Below are 26111 nucleotides of genomic sequence, written 5' to 3' on the forward strand. Positions count from 1 at the left end.
CGGCCGGGCCGGAGCCGGCCGGCCCCGGTGTCTTGCCCGCACCCGCCGGACCGGTGGTGCCGGGACCGCTGGAGGGCCCGTGCTTCCACGGCCCCTTCCCGGTCTGCGCACCAGATCCGGGTCCTGGTCCTTTCGGGGTGCCGGTGTTCTTCGGCCCGCCGGCCGTTCCCCCGCCGGGCGCAGCAGTGCTCGTGCCTCCTTTCGGCGGAGACGACTTGGCGTTCGGGTTGGGGTTGTTGATGCAGCCGGTGACCGCGGCGCGGCGCTTCTTCCAGCGGTCGTCCATGGTTTCGCCGACCGCCTGCCAGAACGTCGTACGACCGTCGGTCTTACCCGAAGCCTTTCCGGCCCCTGGTGATCCCGGCCCGGACGGCTTGGCACCGCCCTTCGCCGTCCCGTTGACACTGCCGGGCGGGATACCGCCGGGCTGTTTCGGGCTGCCCTTCGGCGCACCGTTCACGCCGCCCGGCACACTGCCGCCGGTCTTCGGACCGCTCCTCGCGGTGCCGTTGACGCTGCCCGGCGCGCCTTTGCCCGCGCTGCCGGGCTGGCCGGTCTTGCTCAGGACCGGTGTGGCGGGCGTACGGCGGTTCCACCGGTCGCGCAGGGTGTTGCCGACCGCCTGGGGCAGCGTCGTACGACTGTGCTTGGAGCCGCCCTTCGACGTGCCGGACGGTCCCGAAGACCCTGACGGCGCAGGCCCGTTCGGGCCGCCGCCTCTGTTTCCGGGGCCGCGCCCGCCGCGAGTACCACCGCTTCCGGAGCCGCCGGAGCCTGGACGGCCCGATCCCTTGCCGATCGGGCCGTTGATCCTGCCGGACGAAGTACCGCCGGAGGTACCCGGCTTGCCGGGGGTGGTCTGCCGGCCGCCCCCACCTCGAGCACCGGGTCCGCCGGGACCCTGGCCGCGCCCCCCGGTCGAGCCGCCAGACGGCCCGCTGGGAGCCCGGCGCGACCCGCCCGACCCGGACGGGCTTCCGCCTCGTCCGGAGCCTCCAGGAGAGCGCCCGAGGGCTCTCTTGCCGTACTCGTGGGACGACTGCACACCCCGGTTCCGCTGCGCCTTGGCGCGTTCGGCTCCGGCCTCCGCAGTCAGTTTCGCGGCGTCCGCACGGGCCTTGGCCGCCAGCAATTCCAATTCCCGCTTATGTTTGGCCGCTTCCGCCCGGCGCGGACCGGATTCCGCGACCCAGGTTTGAATTCCCTCGAAAGCAGCAAGGGCGATAGCCAAAATCGCGGCCATCGATAACGCACCTGGACGGGGAGGACCGGCATCGGCAGCGTTTTCATCTGTTCCCTCACTGCGGAACGTCACGGGCACAACGCCGGGCGGAGGCGGAGTGACAGACGGCGCGGGCATATCGAACGGGGAAATGCGCCCGGTTTCCGGCTCCCCGTCTCCCCGGGAATCCGCATCAACGTTCCCCCTGGAATCCGATTCGCCGTCCCCTGCCAGAACCGGGACGGGCGGCACTGCGGGGGGCGGCAGAGAGCCGATCCGGGGAATCGGGATCACATTGTCCGGACTCTCGTCTTCGGACACGTTCCCTCCCTTCATGATGACGGCCGGTCACCGGGGAGGGGCGCCTCGCACGCGTACATAGCACGCGTGGTTGGGCCCCCACAACCCGGCACTTCGGCGGTGATGATGATGACGGTCACGCAAGGTGAGTGCGGTAGATCCGCTCCAGCTCACCGGAGACCGCGTTGAACACGTTCTTGTCGCCCGTCTTCCGGGCCTTCTGCAGCGCCGACACCTTCACGAAGTCGAGCCACACCCGCATGAATTCTTCGGGCGCGCCTTCTCCTTTCTTGTGCGCTTCCTCGAATTTCCCGTTCCAGTACTCCGCTTTTTTCTGCGACATTCCGGCAACCTGCATTTATGCGCCCCTCCGGTTCTGCTTGAAGAAATCACCCAGGACCTGCGGAGCACCGGCCTGGTCGCCCTCGTTCTGTGCGGGCGCCAGGCGCTCCAGGCTCCGGGTCGCGGAATTGTGCGCGATCCCTTGAACCTGACCCTTCTTCAGGGCCTTCTTCAGAGCCTTTTTTTCGCGGTCTTCGGCCACCTTCTCCGGGTCCGTCATCTCGTACGCACCCGCCGTGCCATTAATGGCCTTCGCAGCCTTACGCATGGCCTTGGCCGCGTCCCGTAGCGGCTTCACCCGCTTCTTCGCCCGCAGCGTCGCCGACCAGGGCATGTCCCCCTCGACGCCGCGCTGCTTCAGGTCTGCCTCGATAGCGTCGGCCAGGGCGTCGTAGCTCTGCGCGTCATTGAGCAGGCCCGCGTTGTGCTGCGCCTGCCAGGCCTCGCGCGTCCCGTCCAGGCGCAGGGCCTGGACACCGGACGCCACGCGAGTCGCGATGTCCTTGCTGCTCATGGGCTTTTTTCTCCTCTGCAGGGTGGGGCGATCCGGATCGGTGGAAAGCTGTGGGGTGGCGTTTCGGCGCCTTCACCGCGTCCCCGAGTTGTCTTCAGCAGCTCGGGGGCCGGTGGAAACCGTCGAACGGCTCGTTTGTGCAGGTCACTGCTCCGGGCGGTATCCGCCGGCGATGAGCGCGACGGCCTCCTGGCGGTACTTGGAGGCGGTGTCGGTGGACGACACGTCGAGTTCGCGCTGGACGTCGGCGATCGTGACGACCCGGCACAGCTCGCGGTGGATCCCGTAGGCGTCCAGGCAGACGAACACCGCGCCGGCCGCGAACGCCATGCGCGCGACCTTGCGGACTGCCCGCTCGCGCGGCGTCAGCTTCGCGATGTCCTCGATTTCGACCGCGCGCCGCTCGACTTCGGCGGCGGCGAGCCGCGTTTCGGCAGCGGCGTACTCGGTTTCGGCTTCACGCTTTCGGGCCGCCTGCGTGTTCGCGTCGGCGGTCGCCTTGCGCTCGTTCTCCTCCGCCGCGAGTCGGTCGGCTTCGGCGGCACGGCGGCGGGTTTCGGCAGCGGCCCGCTCCGTTTCGGCGGCGGCCCGATCGGCTTCGGCAGCACGCTGCCGGGCCTCCGCGATCTCGGCCGTCTCGATGGCCTGAGCCTCCGCCGCGGCGACTCGGTCGGCCTCCGCCGCGAGCCTCCGCTTCTCCGCTGCCTGGCGCTCCAGCTCCGCCGCGCGGATGTCCGCGGCGGCCTTGGCCTCGCGCTCCTGGGCCTCCTTGCGCTCCGCCTCCGCCTCGCGGGCGCGGGCTTCGGCGATGACGGCCGTCTCCAGCGCGGCCTCCTCCAGCTCAGCGGCCCGCTCTGCGGCGCTGACCTGGGCTCGGGCGTGTGCGCGGGCCTGGCCGGTCTCGCCCTCCACCCGGGCGCGGACGGACTCGAGCCGGCCCTGCGCCTCCAGCCGGTCGGCTTCGGCCTTCTTGCGCGCGAGCTCCCGGCGCGTCTCCGCCTCCAGGCGCCGGCGCTCGGCTTCCTCCGCGCGGGCCTCAGCAGCACGTTCCTGTTGCTCAGGCATCGCGAGGGCCTGCGCGACGGTGTAGCCGTGGGCGGCCATCTTCTTCGGCAGCAGTTCGTCATCGGTGGCCTTGCTCAGGTCGCCGTCGTACTTGCGCTTGAGCCACTGCTCGTAGCCGATGAGCTCCTGCTGGCGCCGGATCATCTCCGGGTACGAGGTGACGTTGTGCAGCCGCATCCGGCGGTAGAACCGCGGGGTTGCGACGGGGGAGAGGATCCAGCGGTGCAGCGGGATCCGGTCGGTGACCGTTCCCGCCTCCAGCCTGGCCTTTTGGATGATCAGGCGGCGGGCGGCCTCCACGCCGATCACGAACAGGATCGGCATGACGCCGTGGCTGGCGGCCTGCACCGGGTCGGTGCCGATGTGGCCCTGTGAGCTGGCGTTGAACCAGATCGTCGCGCCTGTCATGGCGTGCGCGGCCATCCGCAGGAGCGGCCACGGGGTGCCCTTGCGGATCAAGTACAGGTCCAGGGCGAGGAACGCGATGATGCTGGCGTCGACGCCGACCGGGAACCAGGGGGCCAGTTCCTTGCTGAACCCCCAGCTCAGGGCGACCTTGGCCAGGGTGCTGTAGGACATCGCGAAGCCGATGACGCCGACCAGCGTGCCGCCGAACGCGGCGACGAGGGACAGGGCGGTCATCAGCCGGTCGCGGGTGGGCTTGATCGTCTTCCGCTTGTCCGGGCTCGAAGCGCCCCGGGCCGTACCCGAAACCTTCTCCGGTGCGTCCGAAGCGAGGCCCGGCGGGTGCGAAGCGGGGGTGTCGGGAGCCGCGGTCTGCGGCATGTCGGTGATCGTCATGGGGACCTCCGGAAGGAGTCATTCAGGGCGGGGGCGAAACGGCGGCCGGTGCTCCCGAAACGCGCGGGGTGCGTTCCCGAAACGGCGGCCGGTGCGGATGGTTGATCACGAAAACGGCACCGGCTCTACCCGCTCCGGGCGCCCTGAAAGGCCGGCGACCCGGGTGGCAGGCGGCCGGTCTCGCGAAGCGCCACGGGGGCGGGCTCGAAACTGGGTGCGGCTCCCGCCAGGCGGGCGCGAAGCAGTGGCCCGTGGCGGGGCCAGACCAGCGCGCGGCAGGCCGAGTCGGTGTCCTCGATCAGCTGCGTCCCCGAAGCGGCCAGCGGGTGGCGCGTACCCAGCGGTCGACGTCGTCCCGGACGGCGGATCAGGCAACCGTCAGTGCGGTTCATGCGGTGGCGATGTCGCTTGTCTGCGTGGCCTTGTAGCGGTCCTGAAGATGGAAGAACCGGGCGTGGATCGGATCGCCGACCTCGCACGCCCGGTCCCTGAAGCAGTCCGGGCGCTTCGCCCAGTGCTCGTTGGATGCCTTGAACGCCTCCATGTAGGCCACGAACACGTTCTCCTCGCCTGAGTCGAGGGCGTCCGTGGGCCGGTGCGGGGCGATGACACGGCCGTCGGGCAGCAGCTCGCCGGTGTCCTCGAAGACGAAAAGCCCGTTGCACAGGCGGCTCCAGCCCTGCTCGGGGCGGCTGACCACCGTCTGGGCGGCCTCCCGAGCGGGGCTGTCGGCGGGCGGGCAGTACGGCGTGTGCGTGCACGGCTGGGTCGCGGAGGTCTCGGGCATGGACGAACTCCCTTGGGGGTGGGGGGCGGTGCGGACCAGGAGCGGCACCGAGTGACGGCGCAGCGGGCGGTCCCTGCGTTCTCCACCGCCGCCGGACCGACAGTGGCCGGGCCGGTAGCGACGGGCTGGGCAGGGCTGCATGTCGTGGTTGGTCAGGCGCTGACCTGGCGGGCCCGGTTGCGGGCGGCACGGCGCTTCATGGCGCGACGCTCGTCCTCGCTGAGGCCGCCCCACACGCCGGACTCCTCACCGGACTCGAGCGCCCACTGCAGGCACCGCTCGATGACGGGGCAGCGACGGCAGACAGCCTTGGCCTCCTCGATCTGCAGCAGCGCCGGACCGGTGTTGCCGATCGGGAAGAAGAGCTCGGGGTCTTCCTCACGGCACACCGCGTTGTGGCGCCAGTCGACGCCGGCCTCGGTGGCGGGCAGATGAGCAGCGGACAGACCGACGAGGTCCTGGACGTTCTTCATGGAGCCCTCCGTTGAGATCGCAGATGTGAGCAGCCCCAGGAACGGGAGTTCCTGGGGCTGCTGGGGGTGGGGGCGGGTGAGCGCGGTGATCTCCGGCCCCCGCTTGGTGCGATGGTGCTGCACTGACAAAGACTGACCTTCCGGTCTTCCGCCCCGTACAGCTGGTGGTGCTACACAGACCTGAGATGGCACCTGATCTGCTTGCCGAGCGGAGACGACTCGACCGTCCAGCGGTCGGTCAACAGGTCGAGCAGGTGCAGACCCCGCCCAGACAGCGCCTCCGTGCTGTCCAGGGCGACATCGCAGCGGCTCGGCTGGCCCGATACGGCGTCGTGGACGATCACCTCGACGCCCGTCGAGACGGCGTACACCTCGACGATCAGCGGCACGGGCTCGTCCTTGGGACTGGCCCGAACGACGTTGCCCATCAGCTCAGATGCCACGAGCTCCGCGGACACGCCGAGCTCCGGGTTGGCTCCGAACGCCGAGGGCACCGACCTGGTCAGTGCGCGGACAGCGCTGAAGGCCTCCATGGAAGCCGTCATCTCCGCGCGGAACCCGCGCCCCTGCTCGGTCACCACCAGTCCCGGCACCGGGCCGGGCAGTGCGAGTCGTCCGTCAACGGCGATGCGGTGCAGGGTGCCAGCACCGTGAACTGTGACCGTCACCGCTTCCCACCGCCTTGCGCCCGGCGGAGCGCCTCGTCCATGTCCGGGTCGGAGTCCCCCGGGGCACCGGTCAGCATGGGGGATGGCATCATGTTCCTCAGCAAGGTCGAACTTCCTCTCATACGCGATGGATGACGACCGACAACGGCCCCGGGGTGCGATCCCGGGGCCGTCATCGTTTGTTCGGTTTTCTCGGACTGGGGCTGCTGACCTGGAAGGTCCTGCTGCCCCCTGCCATCGCCGCTCGCTCCGCGAGCGGCGAACACAGGCAGCACAGGAACGGGTCAGTACTGAATCTCGTAACCCCACGGATTCCCGCCGAGTCGGAGTACGGCGGCTTCCTCCCCGTACTCCCTGGCGTGCTGGCGGGGGAAGTAGGCAGCCATGCCTGCCTGAGAGCGGATCAGTTTGGACTCGTTCTCGTCCGCGGCGACACGCTCTCCGTCGGCTGCCGCGGCGAGCGAGCGACGCTGCGCTCGCTCAAGGTCGACGATGATCGCCTCGATCGTGGTCTGCGCCGTCACGTCACCGTTCTCCGCGTCATCCAAGAGCCGGTCAATGTCGATAGCGGTCAGTGTCATGAGGCGTTCCTCCCGTTCACGGCGGTGCTCTGGCGGATCCGTCCCGCCCTGAAACGGCGGCGCGTTCCCTGGAGTTCGTCTTGACGGAGCAGTTGCTCGCGCCGCTCGCGGTCCGTGCGTTCCACGTCCGGGAGCACCTTGCGCCACTGCTGAACCCGGCGACGCGACCGCTGGGCCTCGCGGGCGCGCTCCAAGCTCCGCTCTTCCTGCTGCTCTCGGGTCTGCTGCCGGGTCACGCTCTCACGGGTTTGCTCCGTCCAGGCCTTCCGTTCGGCCAACTCGTAGCCCAGCGGGCAGTAGTGGCCCCGGCGGCAATCTGCGCATCCCCGTCGATGCCGGGCGATCGCGGCGAGCGCGCGTTCCAGCACGGCAAGTCCGCTCCGGCCAGCCTCCCGCTCAGCAAGAGCCTTCGGCATCTGGCAAGGAACACGGTTCCGGCAGTTCTTGCAGCTCGCCTGGTGCCGCGCGATCGCCTGCCGCGCCCGCTCCAGGGGCGACATCTGCGCGGTGCGGGCCATACGGTGAACCGGCTGGCCGACCGGAGGAGCGGGCTTGTGGAACTGCTGAGCACTACGGCGCGCTCCAGCGTCTCGCTCTCCCTCGACCAAAGCCTTGCCCCACTGCTCGACCGTGATGTCGAAGATGATCCGGCGGGCGCTTCCCGAACAGCGCTTCTTGGGCTCCGGGTAGTGCGGCGTCAGGGCCCTGCGGCTGATCGAGTGCCAGGACTTGCACTCCGGGCACTTCAGTGTCGGGACCTCGCCGTCCCGGAGGTTCACGTGCTGGGGACGGAAGTCGCTGAGCCGGTACGGCGGGAGCTTGCTGATACGCAAGACGGGCTCCTTGGCGGGGAGTGACATGGGGCTGCGTTCCCTGCCGACCAGGAGCCGTCAGCGCAAACTCGCTGGTCGGATCGTGGACGACAGGCAGCGCAACTGCTGTCGGGCTGCCCTGCTCTCACCCACCGGGGGACATCGTGTCGGCTCGATGGCCGGTCAACCCCAGTGCCGCATGTAAGCGACGGCGAGCAGGCTGCGCTCTTCGATTGGTCATGCTCTGGTGACGGACCGAAGGGATCCGATCACTCCACCTAGAGTGAAGTCTTCTAGAAGAGATGTCAAGGCTTCTAGAACGTGCTTGACTGTTGGTGACAACCACACGGAGAGGAGCCGCCATGCCACCCGGGGTCTCCAAGCCGCCTAAATGGCGACAGATCGCTGACGAGATCGCGGCAAAGATCGCGGAAGGCGTGTACGCACCCGGCGATCGACTGCCATCGGTCCAGGCCCTGGTCAACGAAGGCAAGGGTGCTATCGCAACCGTGCATCGCGCTTATCAGGCTCTTGAGGCCGAGGGCCTGGTCCGCACGACTCAGGGAAGCGGCACTACAGTTCTGGGACCCGAGGATGCGCCACAGGCTGTCCTCACAGGCGCTGCGCGACTGGAGCGCCTTCGCCGCACGGGCCGACCGCTCGCTCCACAAGAGCAGTACGTGAACTCGCGTGCCCTGCTTCGCTCATGTGCAGATCCAGAGATCGCAGCACTTCTCGGCATCGATATGTACGACGAGATTGTGATCAGAAGCCGGACATTCACGCGGGACGACAAGCCCACCGTGTTGGCGCTCAACATGATCCACATTCGGGCGCTCGTCGCGCTGCCTGAGCTGCTCGACGAAGCCCCGATGCCGAAGTTCCGACACGACCTCTATGCGGAACGCACTGGTAAGACGATCACGGCGGGGCCTGAGCGTAGTACTGCACGCCTTGCCTCCACCAACGAGCTCGAGGAGTTCGGCATCGAGGTGGCACCGGACGTGCCTGTTCCCGTGCTCGTACTCCGCACCCTCTACTCCGACGAGGACGGGCCCCTGGAAGTCTGGGAGGACATTCTCCGGCCCGGCATGTGGTACGGCGGCCATGCCTGAACTCAGGCAGGTCAGTTGACCAGATGCCTAACAGCATCTATCTGCTGACGCTCTTCACGCTCAACGGCCTCGGTCACAGATCGGCAGGACTCTAATGGTCCACAAGACGCGAAGTGTCCATTCCGTATCTGCGAGGAGCGACCGGTCTCGACATATGCAGGCGGGCGGGGGTACCACGCCCTCGTCTGTTCGGCATGAAGCGCATGGAGTCGGCACGAGCCGCGCTCCTGCGTCTGGTATGGCCGCACCTCTCAGCGCATCAGGCTGGCGACAGCCCTCGGCTTCGTGGAGACCCTGGCCGCGTTTGCCTGACTGCCAGGCGTATCGCCATTTGCGGAATCTGGTTTGCCGTCAGGAGGCCGCGAATGGTGGGCGACACGTACGGGTCTGGGGTGTCCCTGTGTGATCGGGGAGGGGTACCGTATCCCCCGAACAAAAAGACATTTGGAAAAGGCAAGGGCCCGCGAGTGCCACCTCGCGGACCCTGTGGGATCCCAGGAGTTGGCGCTCCGGATCCCGTGGCCGAGGACCTATCCAGGGAAGGTCTCGACGTGCAGCAGAGTACCCGCACCCTCCGACAGACACACACCAAGGCGCCCGCCGTGGCAGCGATGACTCGTACGTCGCTCCGGCTGGAGGCCTTCGATGTTTTCCCGCGCCAGCCCGGCTGCGGGTGCACCTCTGCCCCGGAGGGGGGCGAGATGTCGTAGTCGTCTGTGGCGGCGCCCGTTGAGCGGGTCTTCGAGCCGCCGGGACGCCCGGCCACCCAGGTGATTGCAGTCACCCAGGTTGTGGCGTCCCATCTGCCACCAGAGGAGTTGCAGCCCCTCTGAAGGGACGTTCGTCCGGTTGCAGCCGGCCGAACGGTTCGATCACTGGTTCGCCAGAACCAACGAAGCGCCAAAAAGCCCTTCGTCATGCTCTCCAGCACACGACAGGAGCAGCAGAACTATGTTGCAGTACTGGGCTGCCCTTTGTCAGCCCATCCATGCCCGGTTAGCGCATTTTGTCGCGTCTACCCGGTCACAGTTTCCTCATCGACCGGCCACTCCGCCATGTGAGCGGCCCGGCACGTCGTCCTCTGCGAGCTTTTCCGGGATCTCCTCGTGAGCGGCGTTTCGACGGCGGAATGTATCGACGACGTTGTGGTCGGCGCTCCCGTTTTTCCCCGGCAACGAGATGTGCTGCGGTCCGTGCCGGCCTGGGGCCGTTCTGACGGCGAGGCCTCGGGTGATGCGCTGCGGCTGGGTCGGGGTATGCGGCTGCGGCTGCTGGCCGCGGTCCGGGCCCTGCTGGCGGATGAGTCGCTGGCTGGGCTCGGGGACGCGACGCGGTTGGCGGCGGTGGTGTTGTACGCGAAGTCGCGGGCGCCGGAGGGTCGCAAGGGCGATCTGCAGTCGTACATCTGGGGTGCGGAGCTGGGCCGGTGGCTGGGCATGTCGGAGTCGACAGTGCATCACGACGTGCTGCCCGTGCTGCGTAGCACGGACGCGCTGCACACCCAGGTGGTGAGGGACGCGAAGGGGCACCCGACCGGGCTGAACTGCCTGGTCATGCCGCTGTGGCACGCCCGTAAGAGCGGGGGAGCGGCGCACCCTCTGGCGCTGGACAAGGCGGAGCTCGCAACGCTGCTGCGCCTCATCGAGGCCCTGTTCGGGCCGGGTTGGACGCCGGAGGACAAGGAGCCGACGCCGCCGGGGCTGCTGGCCGGCCGTACGGGCAAGGGAGCGGCGACCGACCGGCTCGGGCTGCTGCTGATGGTGCTGAACACGCGGGCGTCGGGCTGGCTGCAGCTGTGCGGCGGCTCGGTCAGGAAGAAGGAGGGGCGTGGGGCGGCGACGCTGGCACGGCTACTGGGCTGCTCGCCGTCCGGGGCGCGGAAGGTCCTGGCACGGCTGACGGAGGCCGGTGTCGTGGCCCGGCAGCGCAAGGCGACGGCGACGCGGATGAACGGCCGGGGCAAGGTCATGCTGCTGCCCGTGGCTCGTGCGTACGGCCGGACCGTGGCCTCTGTGGAGGCTGTTCAGAGCTCCGAGGGCGGGTTTTTGGTGCGTCCTGATGGTGCGTGCGGAGATCATGGTCCCGCGGATGTGGCTGGCGCCCTTGGTACGTCTGGGATCTGCGGTGCTGAGGGTGCTGAGAGTGCGGGAGATCAGGAGCGTCCCGATGGTGCAGAGCTCCACGCAGTCCACGCTTCTGTGGTTACTCCTGTAGTTCCTCCTCAGGTCTCTTGTGGTTTTTCCGGCGAAGGCCGTGGGGGTGAAGGCCGTCGGCCGGAGCGCGGGTGCGTGCGCGAGGACCAGGCCGTTAATGGCGAAACCGCCGCTGCCGGGCCGGCGTCGCCGGTGGCTGAGGGCGGCCCGCTTCGCGGGGAAAAGCTGAAGGAGTCCTCGGTCGATGAGCGGGGTGGGCAGCGTGCTGCCGGGGCTGTGGCCGGTGGCCGTCTGAAGGCCGTGAGTGGTGGAGAGGCGCAGCAGCAGCGGAGGGTCGGCCTTCCGGCCGATCTTGGTCTGCGGGTGGCTCTGGGGCCGGTCTCGGGGCTGTGGGAGCGGCTGTCGGGCTGGCAGCAGGGCCGGGTGGAGGCGGCCGCGAAGGCGGAGCTGGCACGCCTGGAGGGTCTGCTGGCGCTGCCGGGTGGCGCGCCGCGGCTGCTGGCCGACCGGCTCACCGACCGGCTGAAGGAGACCGGCGGCGAGGCCTTGGTCGACCGGCCGTATCCGTGGCTGATGCGGCGGGGCCTGGTGCAGCGTCAGGCCTGCTCGGACCGCCGGTGCGATGACGGGATCCGGCTGGACACCGGCGGCGAGTGCGAGAACTGCGGCAACGTGGTCCACATCCGGCGGGCCCGGCGGGCGAAGATCGCGGCGGAGGTCGACCGGGAGCTGCCCGGTCTGAGTGTGGGCGCGCGCCGCCGGGTCCTCGAGGAGCGGCTGCGAGAGCAGGCGGCCATCGAGGCGGAGGACTTTGAGCGACGGCGGGAGCAGGCCCGCGCGGAGCAGGCCCGCCGCGATGCCGCCCGTGCGGCTGCCCGTGAGCGGGCGGAGCGCGAACGTGAGGCCGCGGCCGCCGCCGATGAGGTGCGCCAGGCCCTGCCGTGCGAGGACTGCGGGCGAGACCAGGCGGCCGGGCTGTGCGAAGCATGCGACCATCGCCGTCAGACCGAGACCCTGGTCGGTGAGGCCGGTCTCCTGGCAGCGGCCTGGTCCGCCGACCTGACCGACCTGGGCAGCGTCGCGGCCGTCGTTGCCGAAGTCCGGACGGCCATCGGCAACAGCATCGCCACCGTCTGGCAGGAGTTCCTGCAGATCACCGACGTGGCCGCCCTGGAGGCCAATCCGCAGGCAGCTGAGGACGCGTACGCATTCGCCGCGTTCCAGACCGCTCAGCAGGCCGTCCAGGAGTACCAGGACAACGCCCTGGCGACGCTGGGCCGGGCCTCGGAGGCCGAAGCTGAGGCCCGGCGGGCGTACAAGGCCGAGCAGGGCCGCCCCTGGTTCCAGCACAACCCGAACGGTGCGGACGCCATGGTGGCGGCGACGAAGGCCGCCGACGCTGCCCGGGAGCGCGTGGCCGAGTACCTGCTGACGGTGCGGCTGGAGCAGCTGCGCAAGCAGCAGGCGGCGGCCCGGACCGAGGCGGCCGGGCCCGCGCCGTGGACGGACCGGCTCACCAGGCTCGCCGCGCGTTCGCTGGACGGCGGTACGGCCGGGGCGGTGATGGTGTGAGCACCGAGCTGAGCGGGGTCGATCTCGCGCGCCAGTCCCTGGTCGCGGCCCGGGAGGCAGCAAGGAAGAACGGGGCCGCCCGCAAGGAGAAGCCGAAGCGGCGCACCGGAACGGTCGTACGGCGGGACGGCCGCGAGCCGCTCGGGCTCGGTGCGGCGATCGGCATGATGATGACCGAGCGCGGCATGGTCGCCCCGGCCGCCAGCGGCAGCGTCCTTGCCCGGGTTCGACGACATCCTCGCCGCGGCCGCGCCCGAGCTCGCCGGGCACGTCCAGGGCCGTGAAGGGATCATCCCCGCAAGTGCGGGGAGCAGCACTCCAGCTCGATCACCGTGGTCAGCTAGGGACCATCCCTGCGGGCGCGGGGAGCACCAGAGCGGGGCCACGGACACCGCTGCCGAGGCGGGACCATCCCCGCGGGTGCGGGGAGCACGGTGGTACTCGCTGTAGACCATGGGCGGAGGAGGGACCATCCCCGCGGGTGCGGGGAGTACGGCTTGCGCATGACCATCAGGTCGTGCGCCACGGGACCATCCCCGCGGGTGCGGGGAGCACATGGGGGCTACCGACCGATCGCTGAATGGCTGGGGACCATCCCCGCGGGTGCGGGGAGCACGAGCCGTCGGTGAAGATGGCCATGTGCTGGTTGGGACCATCCCCGCGGGTGCGGGGAGCACGTCCAGCTCCTGGCCGGGCTGGAGGGTGCGCTGGGACCATCCCCGCGGGTGCGGGGAGCACCAGAATTCGCGCCTCTGCGCTGGGGCGAGCTGGGACCATCCGCGCTCGTGCGGGGAGCACACTCGTTCACCTGCGAGCTTGCAGCTCGCGAGGGCCGTTCGCAGGCAGGATCTTTCCCGGGCTCTGCGCGGCCTCGCGGCCAGCGTTGTTCTGAAGACGTGGCGGATCTGCCCTGACTCGGGGGACCTGCACTGGACGCTTTCGCCGGGGCAACGGTGAGCCTCCAATAACGACTCTCGATCGACGGCGACATGGCTTGGAAGGGACTTGAGCCCGGAGCCGTCATGGCAGAGGAAGACGCATACGAGGTGGCGTCGGAAGCTTACGGGCGGGGTAGTCCCTCCAAGGCCCAACTCAGGAGGTGCATGTGCCCGAGTCGCCAGGCCTTGCTCGCCGGACTCAGGTCCTGATCGATGATGCCACCGCTGGCTTCGTCGGGCGTACGTACGTGTTCGACCAGATCGAGTCCTTCATTGCTGAGAACCGGTCCGGCTACTTCCGCCTGACCGCCGACCCGGGCGAGGGCAAGACCGCGATCATGGCGGAGTACGTGCGGCGCACGGGATGTGTGGCTCACTTCAACGTGCTCAGCGAGACGTACAACAATACCGCGCAGTTCACCCAACACGTCGCGACCCAGCTGGTCGCGCGGCGGCTGATCGCCGATGCCGGACCACCGGCCGACGGCGGCCTGGGCGTGGCCGACCTGCTCATCGAGGCTAGGGCTGCACTGACGGCCCCGGAGCGGCTGGTGCTGGTCGTCGACGCGCTCGATGAGGCCGATCGGCGGGACCTGCCGCCTACCGCGAACGTGCTCCTGCTGCCGCGCACCCTGCCCCCCGGCGTTCACGTGCTGGTCAGCAGCCGTCGCAATCAGGATTTGCCGCTGCGGGTCAGCTCCGTGCTCATCGACATGGACCTGGCCGACTACGCCGACGCCTCACTCGACGACGTCCGGGACCTACTGACCCGGCGCAGCTCCGACGGCCCCCTGCGCGCCTGGATCAGCGATCGCGGCATCACGCCCGATGCCTTCGTCGAGACCCTCACCGAGAAGAGCCGGGGCAACTTCATGTATCTGCGGCACGTGCTGCCGGAGCTTGTCTTCGGCTCGTACCGTGACCTGCAGCACCTCGACGATCTCGGTCGGCGGCTCCCGGCCGGCCTCGAGAACTTCTATCAGGACCATTGGCGGCTGATGGGCATGACCGACCCGGCGTCGGCTACTCCGGCCTGGGTGCTCTACCTTCTGTGCGAACTGGCTCGGCCGGTGTCGGTGGACCTGCTCGCACTGATCATGCAGCAGGTTCGTCCCGAGATCGACGTGTATGAGATTCAGCGGGTGCTCGACGAGTGGTCAGCGTTCCTGCGGCCCACCGATGACGGCCGGCGCAGCATCTACCACGACACCTTCCGCGGCTTTCTGCGCCGCCAAGATGTCGTCGAGAGCGTGGGCTTGTCGCTTCCCCGCGTCAATGGCGTCATCGCCGACGTGCTCTGGGAGTACGAGAACATCCCAGGAGGTCGGGCATGAGGTTTGCCGCAGTCAACTGGGGATCGGTGCCGGACTGGATCGCCGCCGTCGGCTCCGTCATCGCCATGCTGCTCGCGGTCAGCGGGCTGCTCTACGAGATGCACAAGCGCCGGCTCACGGAGGCGGAAACAGCCGCCGAGCGCCGGGCGGCCGAAGCGAACCAGGCCAGGCTCGTGAGCGTCGAGGTTCGCGTGCGCGGCGACGGCCACCGGGCGGAGCTCACGCTGCGCAACGACAGCGCGGCCCCGATTCGTACCGTGGCGCTGGTTCTGTACTGGGCCGATACTGACGGCACGTGGCGAATTCCGGAGCTCTCAAACGAGACTCCGCTGGCGGTGCTGGGTCCGCACGAGTCCGCCACCTCGCTAGCCGAGGTCGCCAGCGGCGAGTCCGGACCGCCCGTGCCGACTGCCGTCCGAGCCGCTGTCGCGTTTACCGACGCTGAGGGCCGCCGCTGGCTCTGCACGACCGAGGCCGCGTCGCCCGTAGCGGTACTCGACCGCACTGACGGCCGCGCGCTGCTGTCTGCGGTGGAGGCGACATGACTCGCTACGGTGTCAATGCCGAGATCGCCGAGCTGACCGTGGATCTCGCGATCTATCTGAGCCGCGCCGGGGACGTCACGCGGCTGCTGCGGCTGTTCGCCGACGATCGCTGGCTGCGGCGAGGCTCGCCCGAGTCACGACGGTGGGAGGCCTACGGCCGCGACCTTGCGCTGGCCTGGGATGCGCTCGAAGAGAACCTGCACGATCGTCCGGGAGCGGTCGTCGACTGCGTACGGCTAGCCGTCATCCGCGGCACGCTGACCACAGTTGAGGACTTCCCCGCGTCGGTAATGACCGCGGCAGTCCGCACCGGGTATTGGACGCCGGAGCGAACCTTGTCGACGATCGACCGGCTGAGCCGTCCGGCCGAGCGCGCCGTCTGCTGCCATTACCTGCTTGCCAGCGCCGACCTGGACGTGCGCGGCCGCCGGCCAGTCGAGTCGAGGCTGATCCGGCTGGCCGGCCTGCCCACCGACGAGCTGCCGGCCCGCACGCTGCTCTCCGGGCTGCACCTGATGTCGTCGGCAGGCCGCGAGGCGGTCGCGATCGCGATTCAGGAGACGGCCCGGGTGGTTGAGTGGCAGATGCCGGACAAGGTGGCACCGCCGGAACTTCGGCATGAGGACGTAGTGGCCGCAGACGCGGTCGAGATCCTCATCGGAGTCCCGGAGGCCCGCACCTCCCGTCTCGTCGAGCGAATCGGCGACACGCTGCTGCGGGCACTGACCGAGCTCGCCGCCGAACGGGACGACGACGCCGTCCCCCGGCCCGGCAATCTGGCGAGCGACATGCCCAGCTACGTGGTGCGGCGGCTACTCGACCGGGGACCTCGGCTGGCTCGTACACGTCAGGCCCTGACCGCCTTCGCCGAGCTGATCCCCAGCTGCCCGGATCCCGCCGGCTTCCGGCGGCGGCTCGAAGCGGCGCTGGCCGCGGTGCCGGAGTCGACACTATCGTCGGTCGCCGGCGAGGCGCCCACGCCGGCCTCGCGCTTCCCGGCGGCGATCGCGGAGGCCACCTCGGACGACAAGCAGGTGTTTGACGAGTTCACCCGCCGCACGGGAGGGCCGGCGGTGCTCGCCTCGCTACTCACCGTCCAGGATCTATCGCCCAAGGACATCGGTGCGATCATCGAGGTGCTGTTTCGGCCCGACGACGTCGTCGGTCAGTTCGTCATGCTGCAGACCATTGCCCAGAGCATGAACCAGCCGGATGTCGTCGCCGCCGTGCAGACCGTCAAGGCGCAACTGCTCTGTCAGGCTGTCGACCACGCGTTCCGCACCGGCACGCTGTCCGTGCTCTGGGAGAGCATCCCGCCCGGCCTCTACGCGGACGCGGACCTCCAACGCGTCCTGGATCTGGCCCTGGCCCTGCCCGCCGAGGAGCAGCGATCGGCTTACTGGCATACCGTCAACCAGCGGGGCCTGCCCCCGCTGACACAGAACGTCCCTCGGCTGGCCGCGCTGTCTGGGATCATGCCGGTGCTGACCCCCGCCCAGGTCGGGCAGGCTTTCGACAATCTCTGCGGCATCCCGGACGCGGCCGTCCGTCGGCTGGCGATGGCGATGCTCGGGCCCTTTCTCACACGGGAACAGGTGCACGCCGCCATGGCGGACCTCGGCACGATCAGTGAGGCCCGCGAACTGGCCTGGGCGTACTCCGTGCTCGATGCCCCGTCCGCGTGGGCAGCCGCCGCGAGTGCGGAGATCACCGACGGAACGTCGCTGGCCGAGATCGTCAAGCTCCGCCCCGACCTCGATGTCGTCGCGCCGCTGCGCAGGATGGACCACAACAACCGGCTCGACGCACTATGGGCGATCGCTCTCGACGGCGACGATCCGCTGCCTCCCGAGGTCACTGCCGAGATCCTCGATCTTCCGGCCGAAAGCGAGCGCAGCTCCTACAGCTGGCGTGCCATGGCGCTGGCCGCTGCGGCCCGCCGAGTGAGCGACGACTGGCTCCCCGCCGCCTGGGTCGCCACCTCGAACCTGCCGCGCCGGTTGAGGATCGACGATGCAGCACTGATGGGCTACCACTGGAGTTACGAGTATCCGCAGGCCGCAGTCGTGCAGGAACTGGCGCCACGGTTGACCGGCCCGCTCGCGCGGCGAGCTTTCGAGGCGGTACGGGACCTGCCGTGGCTGCCTCGCGAGGACACCTTCGCCACGCTCGCGAAAAACGCTGACGCAGCACTGGCCGGGGACATCGCCGATGCGGCGCTGGCCAGCTACCACCGGCTGTGCGAGCTACCCGAAGGCAACGAGGTGGCATGGGACGGCGCGGTGATCCCCATCCTGAACGAGCGGTTTCGAGGCGAGCGGGAGGCCCGGCTTGCCGAGCTCATCGCGGCGCTCGCGGACAGGCTCGACCCGGAACGGTTGCTGACCGCCCGCCGACTGGCGCTGGATTTCCGCAACGTCGGCCCGCGGGCATGGCTGCCAGCACGGCTCATGCCGCACCTCGCCCCTGCCGATCGGCGGGAGCTGCTTGCCCCCGCGCTGGTCGGGGCACTCGCGTTCGTGGCTGGCAAGGTTGAGCGACTTGACCTGGTCGCCGACCTCATACCGTTCGTGCGTGAGGAACTGGACCGCTCAACGGGCGAGGTCCTTGAGTTCGTGGTCCGCCGGTTTCCCAAGCACGGCCCCGGGTTTCTGCTCAACGATGCGGAGTTGGCCGCGCTCGACCAGGACGACCACGCCGAGTACGTGCGGCTGCTCGGCCTCCCCCCGACGGAGGCAGAGGCCCAGACGGCGCTGACCGGCCCCGACGCCGAATCATTTCTGACCGAGATGATCCTCCGGCCGTTCTACAGCGGCCATTTGACAGAGGTACTGGCCAGCATCATCGCGAGGTCACCGGCGACGAGCCGGCCTGCCATCCTCATGGACGCCGTCGAGATCCTCCCCACCGACGTCTACCGCGCGCTCGTAGACAACACGCTGGACGAGCTGACCGAAGGACCCGCAGTGGACGACGAGGCGCTCGCCGCCCTGATCCCCCTGCTCGACGAAGCCGGCCTTCACCGCATCATTAACGTCGCGGCCCAGTTGGACGGCCCCACGCTGCCGCCAGAGTCAGATCTCGCCCGCGAGATCTTCCGCTACTTCCTCGACGGACTGCTTGCCAACGACCAGGAGCTTTTCGACACGGCGCAGCGGAACCTGTGGATCTACACCGGGGAGTCCGAGCGGCAGAACGAGCGCATGAAGAAAACCGTTCTCGCCTTGCGGGGCGACCGGGTGGATGTCCTCCTCACGCTGGCCGAGCACCTGCCACCGAGCGGACGCCGCCTGCTGCTCGACCGGGTTACCACGCTGCCCGACCTCGAGCAGGCCGACGCCATCATGGCGCTGCTCCCACGACTCGAGGACGCTGAGTCCCGCGCCGCCTTGCGCGAGGCCACGCTGCGCCTACAGTCACCACTGGCCCGTTTCTGGGCGCTGTTCGGCGGCCAGGACGAGCTCGGTGAGAGGCTGGAGTGGGCCAGCTTCGCAAGCACGACGACGGAGCGATTCGCCGATCTTGTGAGTCGTGCCGGTGCCCGATGCCTGCTCTCCCACTTCATGCCGGATGAGCGGGTGGACCGGGCGAGCTGCACGCTGAACGAATTCGGCGAGGCCGCCGACGAGGTCGACCGGCTGCGCGTGCTGGCCGCCGCAGCGCACGGCGGCCGAGACGACCCGGCAATTGCGACACGGTTGGCAGCGGCCGTCGCTGGCCTGCGGGAGTCGGAGCGAACCTCGGCGGCACTGTTGCTGGCGCGTCGCGACGTCGACCTCAGCCGGGCCCAACCGGCTGACCGGACCGTCATCGTGCGGGCACTCTCGGTGCACCTGCGACGCCGCGCGAGCGCCGGCCGAGCCGCCCTACTGGCGGAGGTGGCAAAGCTGGCCCCACTACTGCGTGCCCTGAACGACGGTGACGAACTAACCCGTACGGCTACCGCGATCAGGGCCGTGACCACCGACTGGCATTGGTGACGACGGCGCATGTCAACAGCGCCGGGCGGCGCGCTCGGCGCTGGAACTTGCAACCCATCCACGTGCACAAGCGGCACCTGCAGTTCTTGGTGATAATCAAGAACAGGCCGACTGATCACACCGCTCGCCAGCACTGCGAATGGTGATGTTCCGACCGCCCCCGAACCTCTCGCGAAAGTCCGTGGCGCCGCCCCGCAGGGTTGGCCTGAGCGCGAACGCGGCCAGGGCCCCGGTACCGCCAGGCCCGGCTCCTGTGGCCTCAGCCGAGGCCGGAGTGACGCCAGCCTGTGAAAGAAGGGGCCCGGTCAGCTGCGCCGGGGGGAGAGAGAGCAGGTCGTTGGCGGCCTGACGCGCGGTGCCCGGATACAACGACGGGCCCGGCTGCATGCCGGGCCCGTCAGTCAGTAGCGGGGACAGGATTTGAACCTGCGACCTCTGGGTTATGAGCCCAGCGAGCTACCGAGCTGCTCCACCCCGCGTCGGTGAGGCCACTCTACACAGTGATCTTCGCGGGCGGGGCGGCGCGTACAGCCGTCAGCTCCGGACGATGTTCTCGGCCTGGGGGCCCTTCTGTCCCTGGGTCACATCGAAGGTGACCGCGTCGCCCTCCGCCAGCTCGCGGTACCCGCTGCCGGCGATGTTTGAGTAGTGGGCGAAGACGTCCGGGCCGCCACCGTCCTGGGCGATGAAGCCGAAGCCTTTCTCCGAGTTGAACCACTTCACGGTGCCGCTGGCCATACTGCCTGTCCTTCGATCTTGCCGAGGAATCCCGGCTGGTCTGGAGTCGGAGCCCTCTTTAAACGGAGGGCACCCGGCGTCCGTTCTACCCCGTCGGCGCCGCAACTATCCAGCCTCCACGCAGTGATCGTCTGTCGGAGTGCGACCTGGTGACGCCCGGTCGCGGTCCTGCGGTGGGTCACGGCACGAGGGGGACGGGCTACATGCCCTTCGCGGCTTCCTTGAGCTTGGAGCCCGCCGAGACCTTCACGCTGTATCCAGCTGCGATCTCCAAAGGCTCGCCCGTCTGGGGATTGCGGGCCGTACGGGCGGCACGATGGGTGCGCTCGAAGGTCAGGAAGCCGGAGATGGTGACCTTCTCATCGCCCTTGGCGACGACGTCGCCGACGATCTCGGCGAAGGCGGCCAGAACGGCGTCGGCGTCCTTGCGGGTCACCTCGGCGCGCTCGGCGAGGGCTGCGACCAGCTCACTGCGGTTCATGCGGTACTCCGTGACGTTCGGGTTGCCGCGGCCGCTGCGCGGACGCGACGCTTCTGACGCCGTCCTGTCACCGGGGTCCCACAATGCTGCACGCTGCACCAGCAGCGGAGCGCTCCGCGTGACTGTAGATGACACCTGGTCGGGGTGGATGACAGTGGCGCCTCGTCGGCACGGTCTCGGGATGCGCGGGGCCGTTGTCCGGAAGACACCTGGGTTCCGGTGACGGATGGGCCCGACCAACGCGAGCGAGTGCTAACAACGATGCCCAGACGGTGCCATGTATCGCGACCGCCACGGCGCATCATGCCTGTCCGGCAGGCTCCGCCGGTGCCCACTATGGCGACCAGTCATAGGTGTACGCCGATGGCCCATGCCGCGTTGTTGGTGGTTTTCAGTCGTACAGCCACTGCTCCCAGGCTTTGCGGCCGGTCAAGGCGGTGGCGGGGATGCCCAGTTCGGTCAGCGCGCCGGGGTACACGCGCTCGTAGGCCGTGTTGTAGGCGCTGGCGAGGGCGGCGTCGCCGAGCAGCCATGGCGCGGGGGCGTGGTCGAGGTAGAGCACAGCGAAGGCGCCTTCGTAGCCGATGCGGCCGTGGAGGAGGCCGCGCTCGAGCAGGTGGTGCCAGCCGCGCCCGACCCGCTCGACCTCGGTCATGCCCTTGGCGGTGTCGATGACGGAAGCGACGTCGAACCGGCGGGGTGGGATGCTGGCATAGAGCTTCGCGATCATCCAGGGCAGGCCCAAGATTCGAAAAAGGTGTGTGCGATGGGCGCCGCCCGTGGAGACGTTGTAGAGCGGTCCGGCCGGTCCGTTGATGACGCTGAGGGAGATCGCGGGTTCCTCGGCAAGGTGGTGGCGGAGGAACGCGGCGAGCTGCTCGGGCTTGGTGGTGAGCAGTTCGCGGGCAGCGCGGGGTGTCCAGCTGGGGCCGCGAGACGCCTCGGACCGGTCGAAGTCGCCCCAGACCTTATCGATGGCGTGCACGATGGCGTCGGTACGCACCCAGGCGGCGCTCTCGCTGGCGGCCCAGTCGTGCTCCCGCTGGCGGTTGTAGAGGTTGAAATGCGGTGACTGCGGCGCACTGGTCTGGAGCTGGGTGGTGGCCGCGCGCAGCCGATCGCTGATCTCGTGCTCGGGCCAGGCCCGCTGAAGTTGAATGATGGCGGCGACTGTGGCATCGAGAGCGGCGCGGTCGGCTTCGAAGGCGTGCAGGACATCCACCCCATCGATGCCGGGTGCGTCACTGCCCGCAGCGGGGCCTTCTGGCCGTTCGCCGTTCAACGTCAGGGCGATCTTCGGGCGGTGGCGGCTGGTGGCCTCGAAGGACTGCAGGGCTTGCCCGGCAGCGTCGGGGGTGGCGCTCCAGCCGCGCACACAAAGACCGTCGTCGCGGTGCCCGGTCAGCGCGCCGTCGCTGTGCCATGTCACTGACCAGGTGCCGCCCGGCCGGTCGAGGTGCACGGGCCGGCGCGCCAGGTCGGCTTCAAGCTGCTGAAGATCGCCGCGGCGCCGGGCTCGGGCGAGCAGGCTCGGCGCGGGGCGCAGCACACCCGCCAGGAACTCTTCGTCGAGCGGATACTCTGCGCGCTCGCCGTGCCATTCACGCAGGAGGTCTCGTGCCTGGGCGATGCGGTGTGCGGCCTGCTCAGCTGCGTCGCGAATCTCGTCGCCGTCGAGGTGACCCTCGACGGCGGCCGCCGCGTGCCGGCCGGCCGTGGCCACCACCTGGTCCCACAGGTACAGCTCGTCCGTGGCCTGGTGCCACAGATAGCCCTCGCGGGCCGACGTGTCCGACTCCTGGACCGTGGTGAGGGACCGTACGATCTGGGCGCGTTCGGCGGGCGGCTGGCCGCGGCCGCGGCGTACGGCGAACTGCAGCAGGATCGAGGTGAAGCGGCGGGCGAAGTGCGTGGGCCGGGGGCGGCCGTCCTTCGTGGTGCACGTCGTCATGCGCGAAGCCGCGCACGTGGGGCATGTCCAGTCCAGTGCATCCCAGTCGGCCGCCACGCATCGGTCCTCTCTTCGGCGATCAGGTCAACCACCCCCGCAATGGGGATGGTTGCAGTGTGACAGCGGGGACTGACACGGGAGCGCGATATGCCGCAGCGTCGGCCCGATCCGGTCGCTCCGCCACGCGCCCTGTCCCGGTTCACCCCAGGGCCCGCGCTTCTGCTACGTGGTCGTGGCTGTCTGGCGGCGCTTGGCGCGTTCGACCTGCCGCAGCAACAGGTCGGCGAACTGAATGATCTCGGCTGCCTCGATGGGGTCGTCGAAGTCGACGGTGCGGTGGCTGGCGGGATTCTTGTACGCGCCCATGGCGCCGGCGAACAGCGCAGAGGCGGCTTCCTGCTCACCGCCTTCGGCTCCGGCGTCGGCGAGCGGCCCGCCGGCCTTGCCGTTCTGGTGCGGCTGGAACGCCTTGCGCATCAGCGGCACGCCGACCAGGGAGTTGTCGAGGCCGGACGCGTCCCGGACGGCGACTTCGACTGCCTTCATCGCGGCGAAGCACGCGGTCTCGTATTCGCCCAGGTCGAAGTTGGTGCGCACCGTGTCTTCCAGCGCCGGGTGGAGCGGGCCGGTCAGCCGCTGGCGGGCCTCGAACCGCGTGATGCCCTCGGGATCCTTCGCCAGGTTCCTGCCGTCGCGGGACAGCTGGCGGAAGGCTTCCGACTGGCTCGGCACCCGGGACAGCAGCGCGTTTGCCTCCAGCCAGGCCCAGGCATCGGAGAGGCGGTCGACGAGTACCTCGGTGTCCGGCTCGTCCTGGAACGCCTGGCGGGCCGAGCCCATCGTTCCTCCGTACTGCAGGAAGCCGGTTCCGCCGGCGAGGTGCTGCAGGAGAAGGAGAGCAACGTCCCGGGTGGGCAGCTGCCGGATCTGTTCCGCCGGAACCGGCGGCGTGAACGTGTACCTCATGGGCGCACGCTACGGCGTGGCACCGACATTGATGCTGATAGGCGGCCGGGGCCGGACGGTCTGACGGGCTGCCCTCCGGTTTAGGGGCGCGTCGGCTGCGGGTCGTCCGGGGTGGTGGCCTCGGCCAGTTTGCGCCGGATGTGTACGGTGGTGGGGTGCTCGAGGCCGAGGGCGGTCTCGGCTACTTTCAGGGCCTGCTCCTGGCGGGCCAGGCCCTCGGTCCGCTGTCCCAGGGCGAGGAGGGTCTGGGCGAGGTTGTTCAGCCGCACCGCGAGGTCGGGGTGCCGGTCGCCGTGAGCCGCCTCAGTGATCTCCACGGCCCGCCGTGCGTGGAGCAGGGCCTCCTCATGCTCCCCGAGTTGGTGCAGTGTGTAGACCAGGTTGCTCGCGTAGTTGGCGTTGACTGGGTGGTCCGGCCCGAAGGCCTTACTGGCCACCTTCAGCGCCTTCTCCTTCAAGGGGCGTGCTTCCTCGTGCCGGCCGAGTGCGTCGAGGATGGTGGCCAGGTTGTTGGCGTGGGTGGCGTAGTCGGGGTGACGGGTCCCGAGCCTCGCCTTGATGATGCGCAGGGCCTTCTTCTCACGTTTCAGTGCTTCTTCAGGCCGACCGGTCCTGCGAAGGCTCTGGGCAAGGTTGCTCAGACGCAGGGCGGTGTCGGGATGGTCCTCTCCCAGGGTGGCGCAAGTAATGGCCAATGCTTCTTCGTCGAGCGGCAGGGCTTCCTCGAACGCGCCCAGTGCGGTGTGTACGCGTGCCAGATTGCCCAGTTGGATGGCGGTGCTGGGATGCCAGGTGCCGTAGGCCTCCCTCATGATGCGCGCGGCCTCCTCGGCAAGAGGCATGGCCTCGCCGTACCGTCCGAGGTGGAGGAGGGTCTGGGCGAGGTTTCCTGCGCGCAGGGCGGTGTCCGGGTGGTCCTCGCCGAGGGCGGCCCGGGTGACGTCCAGTGCCGTTTGCTCCAGATTCAAAGCAGCGTCGTGGTCCGCCAGCGCCCACTGGATGGCGGCGAGGTTGCCCATGCGCTGGGCAGTCTCGGTGTGGTCTTCGCCCCGGACGGTACGGGTGACGTGCAGGGCCTGCGCGGCATGCTTCGCGGCTTTCGCGTACTGCCCCACGTCGTAGAGCATTCCCGCGAGGGTGCTCTTGCACAGGGCTGTGTCGAGGTGATGCTTGCCCCGGGCGGCACGGGTGATCTCCAGGGCTTCCTCTGCCAGGCGGATGGCCTCCTCGTACCGGGCGAGGCCGGCCAGTGCATGGGCATGGTTGCCCAGGGGACCGGCGGTGGCCGGGTGACAGGGTCCGTGCTCGGCCTTGGCGATCTCCAGCACCGCACGGTGCAGTCGTTCGGCCTCCGCATACCGACCCGCCTCATTGAGCGTCACTCCGAGGTTACCCCGGTGCACGGCGGTGGTCGGATGGCGCTCTCCGTGAATCGTCTCGGCGCAGCGCAGGGCCTGCTCCTGCAGTGTCAATGCGAAGTCCAGACGGCCGCGTGAGTTCAGGTAGACGCCTGTTCGCCCCAGCAGGTCCGCCAGCCAGGGGTGGGGCCGTCGGCGGAAGCTGTTCTGGTGTGCCGCCACAGCCACCACATGGGGCTCCAGCGGTTCCCAGCGCGTCCAGTGCGCCACATCGCCGGGGGCACCAGGTGGACTTGCCCGGTCCAGCCAGGCGACAGCGGTGTCGCATGGGTGTGCCACGTCATCGCTCGTCAGGTCGCCTGGAAGCTGGGCCGGTGGAGGCGTAGTGGTCCGAAGGACGGCCTGGAGCAGTCGGTGCACCGTGATGTCGTCGGTCGTAAGCGTGATCAGGCTGTAGGCGGCCAGCAGTCCCAGCGCCCGGTCGACGCGTACGGGTGAGGGCAGCGCGCTCGCCAGTACGTCACGGGGAAGCCGGGCGGGGGCGCAATATGCCAGGACACGCAGCAGTCCCTCCGCGTCCGGGTTGGTGTCCCGCAGCGTGTTAAGGGTGACTTTCCACAGGCGGGCGATGGTGCGCTGTTCCTCGTCGCCGGGGATGGGCTCGGCCAGCATGGTGGCAGGATCACCGCGCAGGTAGGACAGATAGGCGGCGGGCTTGATGCGGGTCTGGGCCAGGTAGGCGCCGGCCTGCTGGAGCGCGAGCGGCAGACCGTCCAGTTCGTCGGCCAGTTCCCTCAGGGCCTCGGTCGCCTCTTCTCCTCGGAGCCCTGTGAGTTCCTGCAGCACGGTGACGGCGTGGTCCGGTGGGAGGGTGGTGAGGTTGACCGTCATGCCGCCTCCCGGCCAGGCCAGGTCCCGGCGTGTGGTGACCAGGATCTGACCAGTGGTCAGACTGCCGAGGAAGGGGCGTAGGTCGGATGGGTTCTCGGCGTTGTCGAAGACGACCAGCCATCCGGTACGGCCCTGCAGCCATGCCAGCGCCTGGGCGGACGCCTCCAGGTCCGTCAGGGACTTGTCCGGCTTCAGGTCGAGGACTTCGGCCAGTGCGGCCAGACCCGCCCTGATGCGCTCGGGGCTCTCTGCGTCGACCCACCAAACCGGTCCCCGCCCGGCCGCCAGATGGCATCGCGCGTGGTGCCACACCAGCGTCGTCTTGCCCACTCCGCCCATCCCCCGCACCGTCACGGCTGTCAGGCCGGTGCCGGTCGAGGGCAGGTTGTTGAGGAGTTCGGCCTCGTCTTCGCGACCGACGAACACTCCGCTGTCCAGTTCGCGCAGGTTGGTGACCGCCGCTGCCGCGCCCCCGGAAGGCAGGTGCTCGTCACCGCCCGGATGGGCGCGGCAGCGGCGGTCAC

The 26111-nt window shown here is 69.3% G+C and carries 18 protein-coding genes, 1 tRNA gene and 2 pseudogenes; 6 read left to right on the top strand and 15 right to left on the bottom strand.

From position 1 onward, the window contains the following. The 9 genes and pseudogenes from AOK23_RS48875 to AOK23_RS18395 form a co-directional block, all read right to left on the bottom strand. Window positions 1-460, bottom strand: a pseudogene (locus AOK23_RS48875) (hypothetical protein); the annotation flags it as partial. A 1198-nt stretch (window positions 461-1658) separates the two neighbouring features. Further along, window positions 1659-1880, bottom strand: coding sequence for a hypothetical protein (locus tag AOK23_RS47930; RefSeq protein ID WP_157878073.1), 222 nt, complete (start codon window positions 1878-1880; stop codon window positions 1659-1661). Then, window positions 1881-2378: a hypothetical protein gene (locus tag AOK23_RS18365; protein WP_055713781.1), complete on the bottom strand. Its 498-nt coding sequence runs from the start codon at window positions 2376-2378 to the stop codon at window positions 1881-1883. A 144-nt stretch (window positions 2379-2522) separates the two neighbouring features. After that, window positions 2523-4244 carry a DUF2637 domain-containing protein gene (locus AOK23_RS18370; RefSeq protein ID WP_055713782.1) on the bottom strand — a complete coding sequence of 574 codons (1722 nt, stop codon included), beginning with the start codon at window positions 4242-4244 and terminating at the stop codon, window positions 2523-2525. A 589-nt stretch (window positions 4245-4833) separates the two neighbouring features. Then, window positions 4834-5031, bottom strand: a pseudogene (locus AOK23_RS51415) (DUF5999 family protein); the annotation flags it as partial. 152 nt (window positions 5032-5183) lie between these two features. Further along, the gene (locus AOK23_RS18380; RefSeq protein WP_240496438.1) at window positions 5184-5504 is read right to left on the bottom strand and encodes a WhiB family transcriptional regulator; all 321 of its coding nucleotides are present in this window, start codon (window positions 5502-5504) and stop codon (window positions 5184-5186) included. A gap of 170 nt (window positions 5505-5674) precedes the next feature. Further along, window positions 5675-6172 (bottom strand): ATP-binding protein, encoded by a 498-nt coding sequence (locus AOK23_RS18385; protein ID WP_157878074.1) that lies wholly within the window; start codon window positions 6170-6172, stop codon window positions 5675-5677. Window positions 6173-6456: 284 nt separating this feature from the next. Next, window positions 6457-6753, bottom strand: coding sequence for a hypothetical protein (locus AOK23_RS18390; RefSeq protein ID WP_055713784.1), 297 nt, complete (start codon window positions 6751-6753; stop codon window positions 6457-6459). Then, window positions 6750-7586 carry a hypothetical protein gene (locus AOK23_RS18395; protein WP_157878075.1) on the bottom strand — a complete coding sequence of 279 codons (837 nt, stop codon included), beginning with the start codon at window positions 7584-7586 and terminating at the stop codon, window positions 6750-6752. The genes AOK23_RS18390 and AOK23_RS18395 overlap by 4 nt, the downstream gene beginning before the upstream one ends. Before the next feature lie 341 nt (window positions 7587-7927). Between AOK23_RS18395 and AOK23_RS18400 the strand changes: the two genes are divergently transcribed. From AOK23_RS18400 to AOK23_RS18425, 6 genes are all read left to right on the top strand, one after another. Then, window positions 7928-8680: a GntR family transcriptional regulator gene (locus AOK23_RS18400; RefSeq protein WP_055713786.1), complete on the top strand. Its 753-nt coding sequence runs from the start codon at window positions 7928-7930 to the stop codon at window positions 8678-8680. Window positions 8681-9936: 1256 nt separating this feature from the next. Next, window positions 9937-12405, top strand: a complete 2469-nt coding sequence (locus AOK23_RS18410; protein WP_240496436.1) for a hypothetical protein — start codon at window positions 9937-9939, stop codon at window positions 12403-12405. Beyond that, window positions 12402-12689, top strand: a complete 288-nt coding sequence (locus AOK23_RS45175) for a DciA family protein (RefSeq protein WP_240496437.1) — start codon at window positions 12402-12404, stop codon at window positions 12687-12689. Before AOK23_RS18410 ends, AOK23_RS45175 begins: the two co-directional genes overlap by 4 nt. 821 nt (window positions 12690-13510) lie before the next feature. Next, the gene (locus AOK23_RS18415) at window positions 13511-14677 is read left to right on the top strand and encodes a P-loop domain-containing protein (RefSeq protein ID WP_157878076.1); all 1167 of its coding nucleotides are present in this window, start codon (window positions 13511-13513) and stop codon (window positions 14675-14677) included. After that, window positions 14674-15222 carry a hypothetical protein gene (locus tag AOK23_RS18420; protein WP_055713790.1) on the top strand — a complete coding sequence of 183 codons (549 nt, stop codon included), beginning with the start codon at window positions 14674-14676 and terminating at the stop codon, window positions 15220-15222. Before AOK23_RS18415 ends, AOK23_RS18420 begins: the two co-directional genes overlap by 4 nt. Further along, window positions 15219-19202, top strand: coding sequence for a hypothetical protein (locus AOK23_RS18425; protein WP_055713791.1), 3984 nt, complete (start codon window positions 15219-15221; stop codon window positions 19200-19202). The genes AOK23_RS18420 and AOK23_RS18425 overlap by 4 nt, the downstream gene beginning before the upstream one ends. A 405-nt stretch (window positions 19203-19607) precedes the next feature. On the opposite strand, the gene AOK23_RS18430 is transcribed toward AOK23_RS18425, so the two are convergent. The 6 genes from AOK23_RS18430 to AOK23_RS18455 form a co-directional block, all read right to left on the bottom strand. Further along, window positions 19608-19681 (bottom strand) — tRNA-Met (locus AOK23_RS18430). 55 nt (window positions 19682-19736) lie between these two features. Further along, the gene (locus AOK23_RS18435; RefSeq protein ID WP_053679654.1) at window positions 19737-19940 is read right to left on the bottom strand and encodes a cold-shock protein; all 204 of its coding nucleotides are present in this window, start codon (window positions 19938-19940) and stop codon (window positions 19737-19739) included. Window positions 19941-20139: 199 nt separating this feature from the next. Continuing rightward, window positions 20140-20421: an HU family DNA-binding protein gene (locus AOK23_RS18440; RefSeq protein WP_055713792.1), complete on the bottom strand. Its 282-nt coding sequence runs from the start codon at window positions 20419-20421 to the stop codon at window positions 20140-20142. A gap of 391 nt (window positions 20422-20812) precedes the next feature. Beyond that, window positions 20813-22429 (bottom strand): hypothetical protein, encoded by a 1617-nt coding sequence (locus tag AOK23_RS18445; RefSeq protein ID WP_157878077.1) that lies wholly within the window; start codon window positions 22427-22429, stop codon window positions 20813-20815. Between the two features lie 165 nt (window positions 22430-22594). Next, window positions 22595-23338, bottom strand: coding sequence for a TIGR02391 family protein (locus AOK23_RS18450; protein WP_055713794.1), 744 nt, complete (start codon window positions 23336-23338; stop codon window positions 22595-22597). An 80-nt stretch (window positions 23339-23418) separates the two neighbouring features. Then, window positions 23419-26111 (bottom strand): tetratricopeptide repeat protein (locus tag AOK23_RS18455; RefSeq protein WP_055713795.1); only part of this gene is annotated, 2693 nt, incomplete at its 5' end.

The organism is Streptomyces torulosus (assembly GCF_001419765.1).
GTDB lineage: Bacteria > Actinomycetota > Actinomycetes > Streptomycetales > Streptomycetaceae > Streptomyces > Streptomyces torulosus.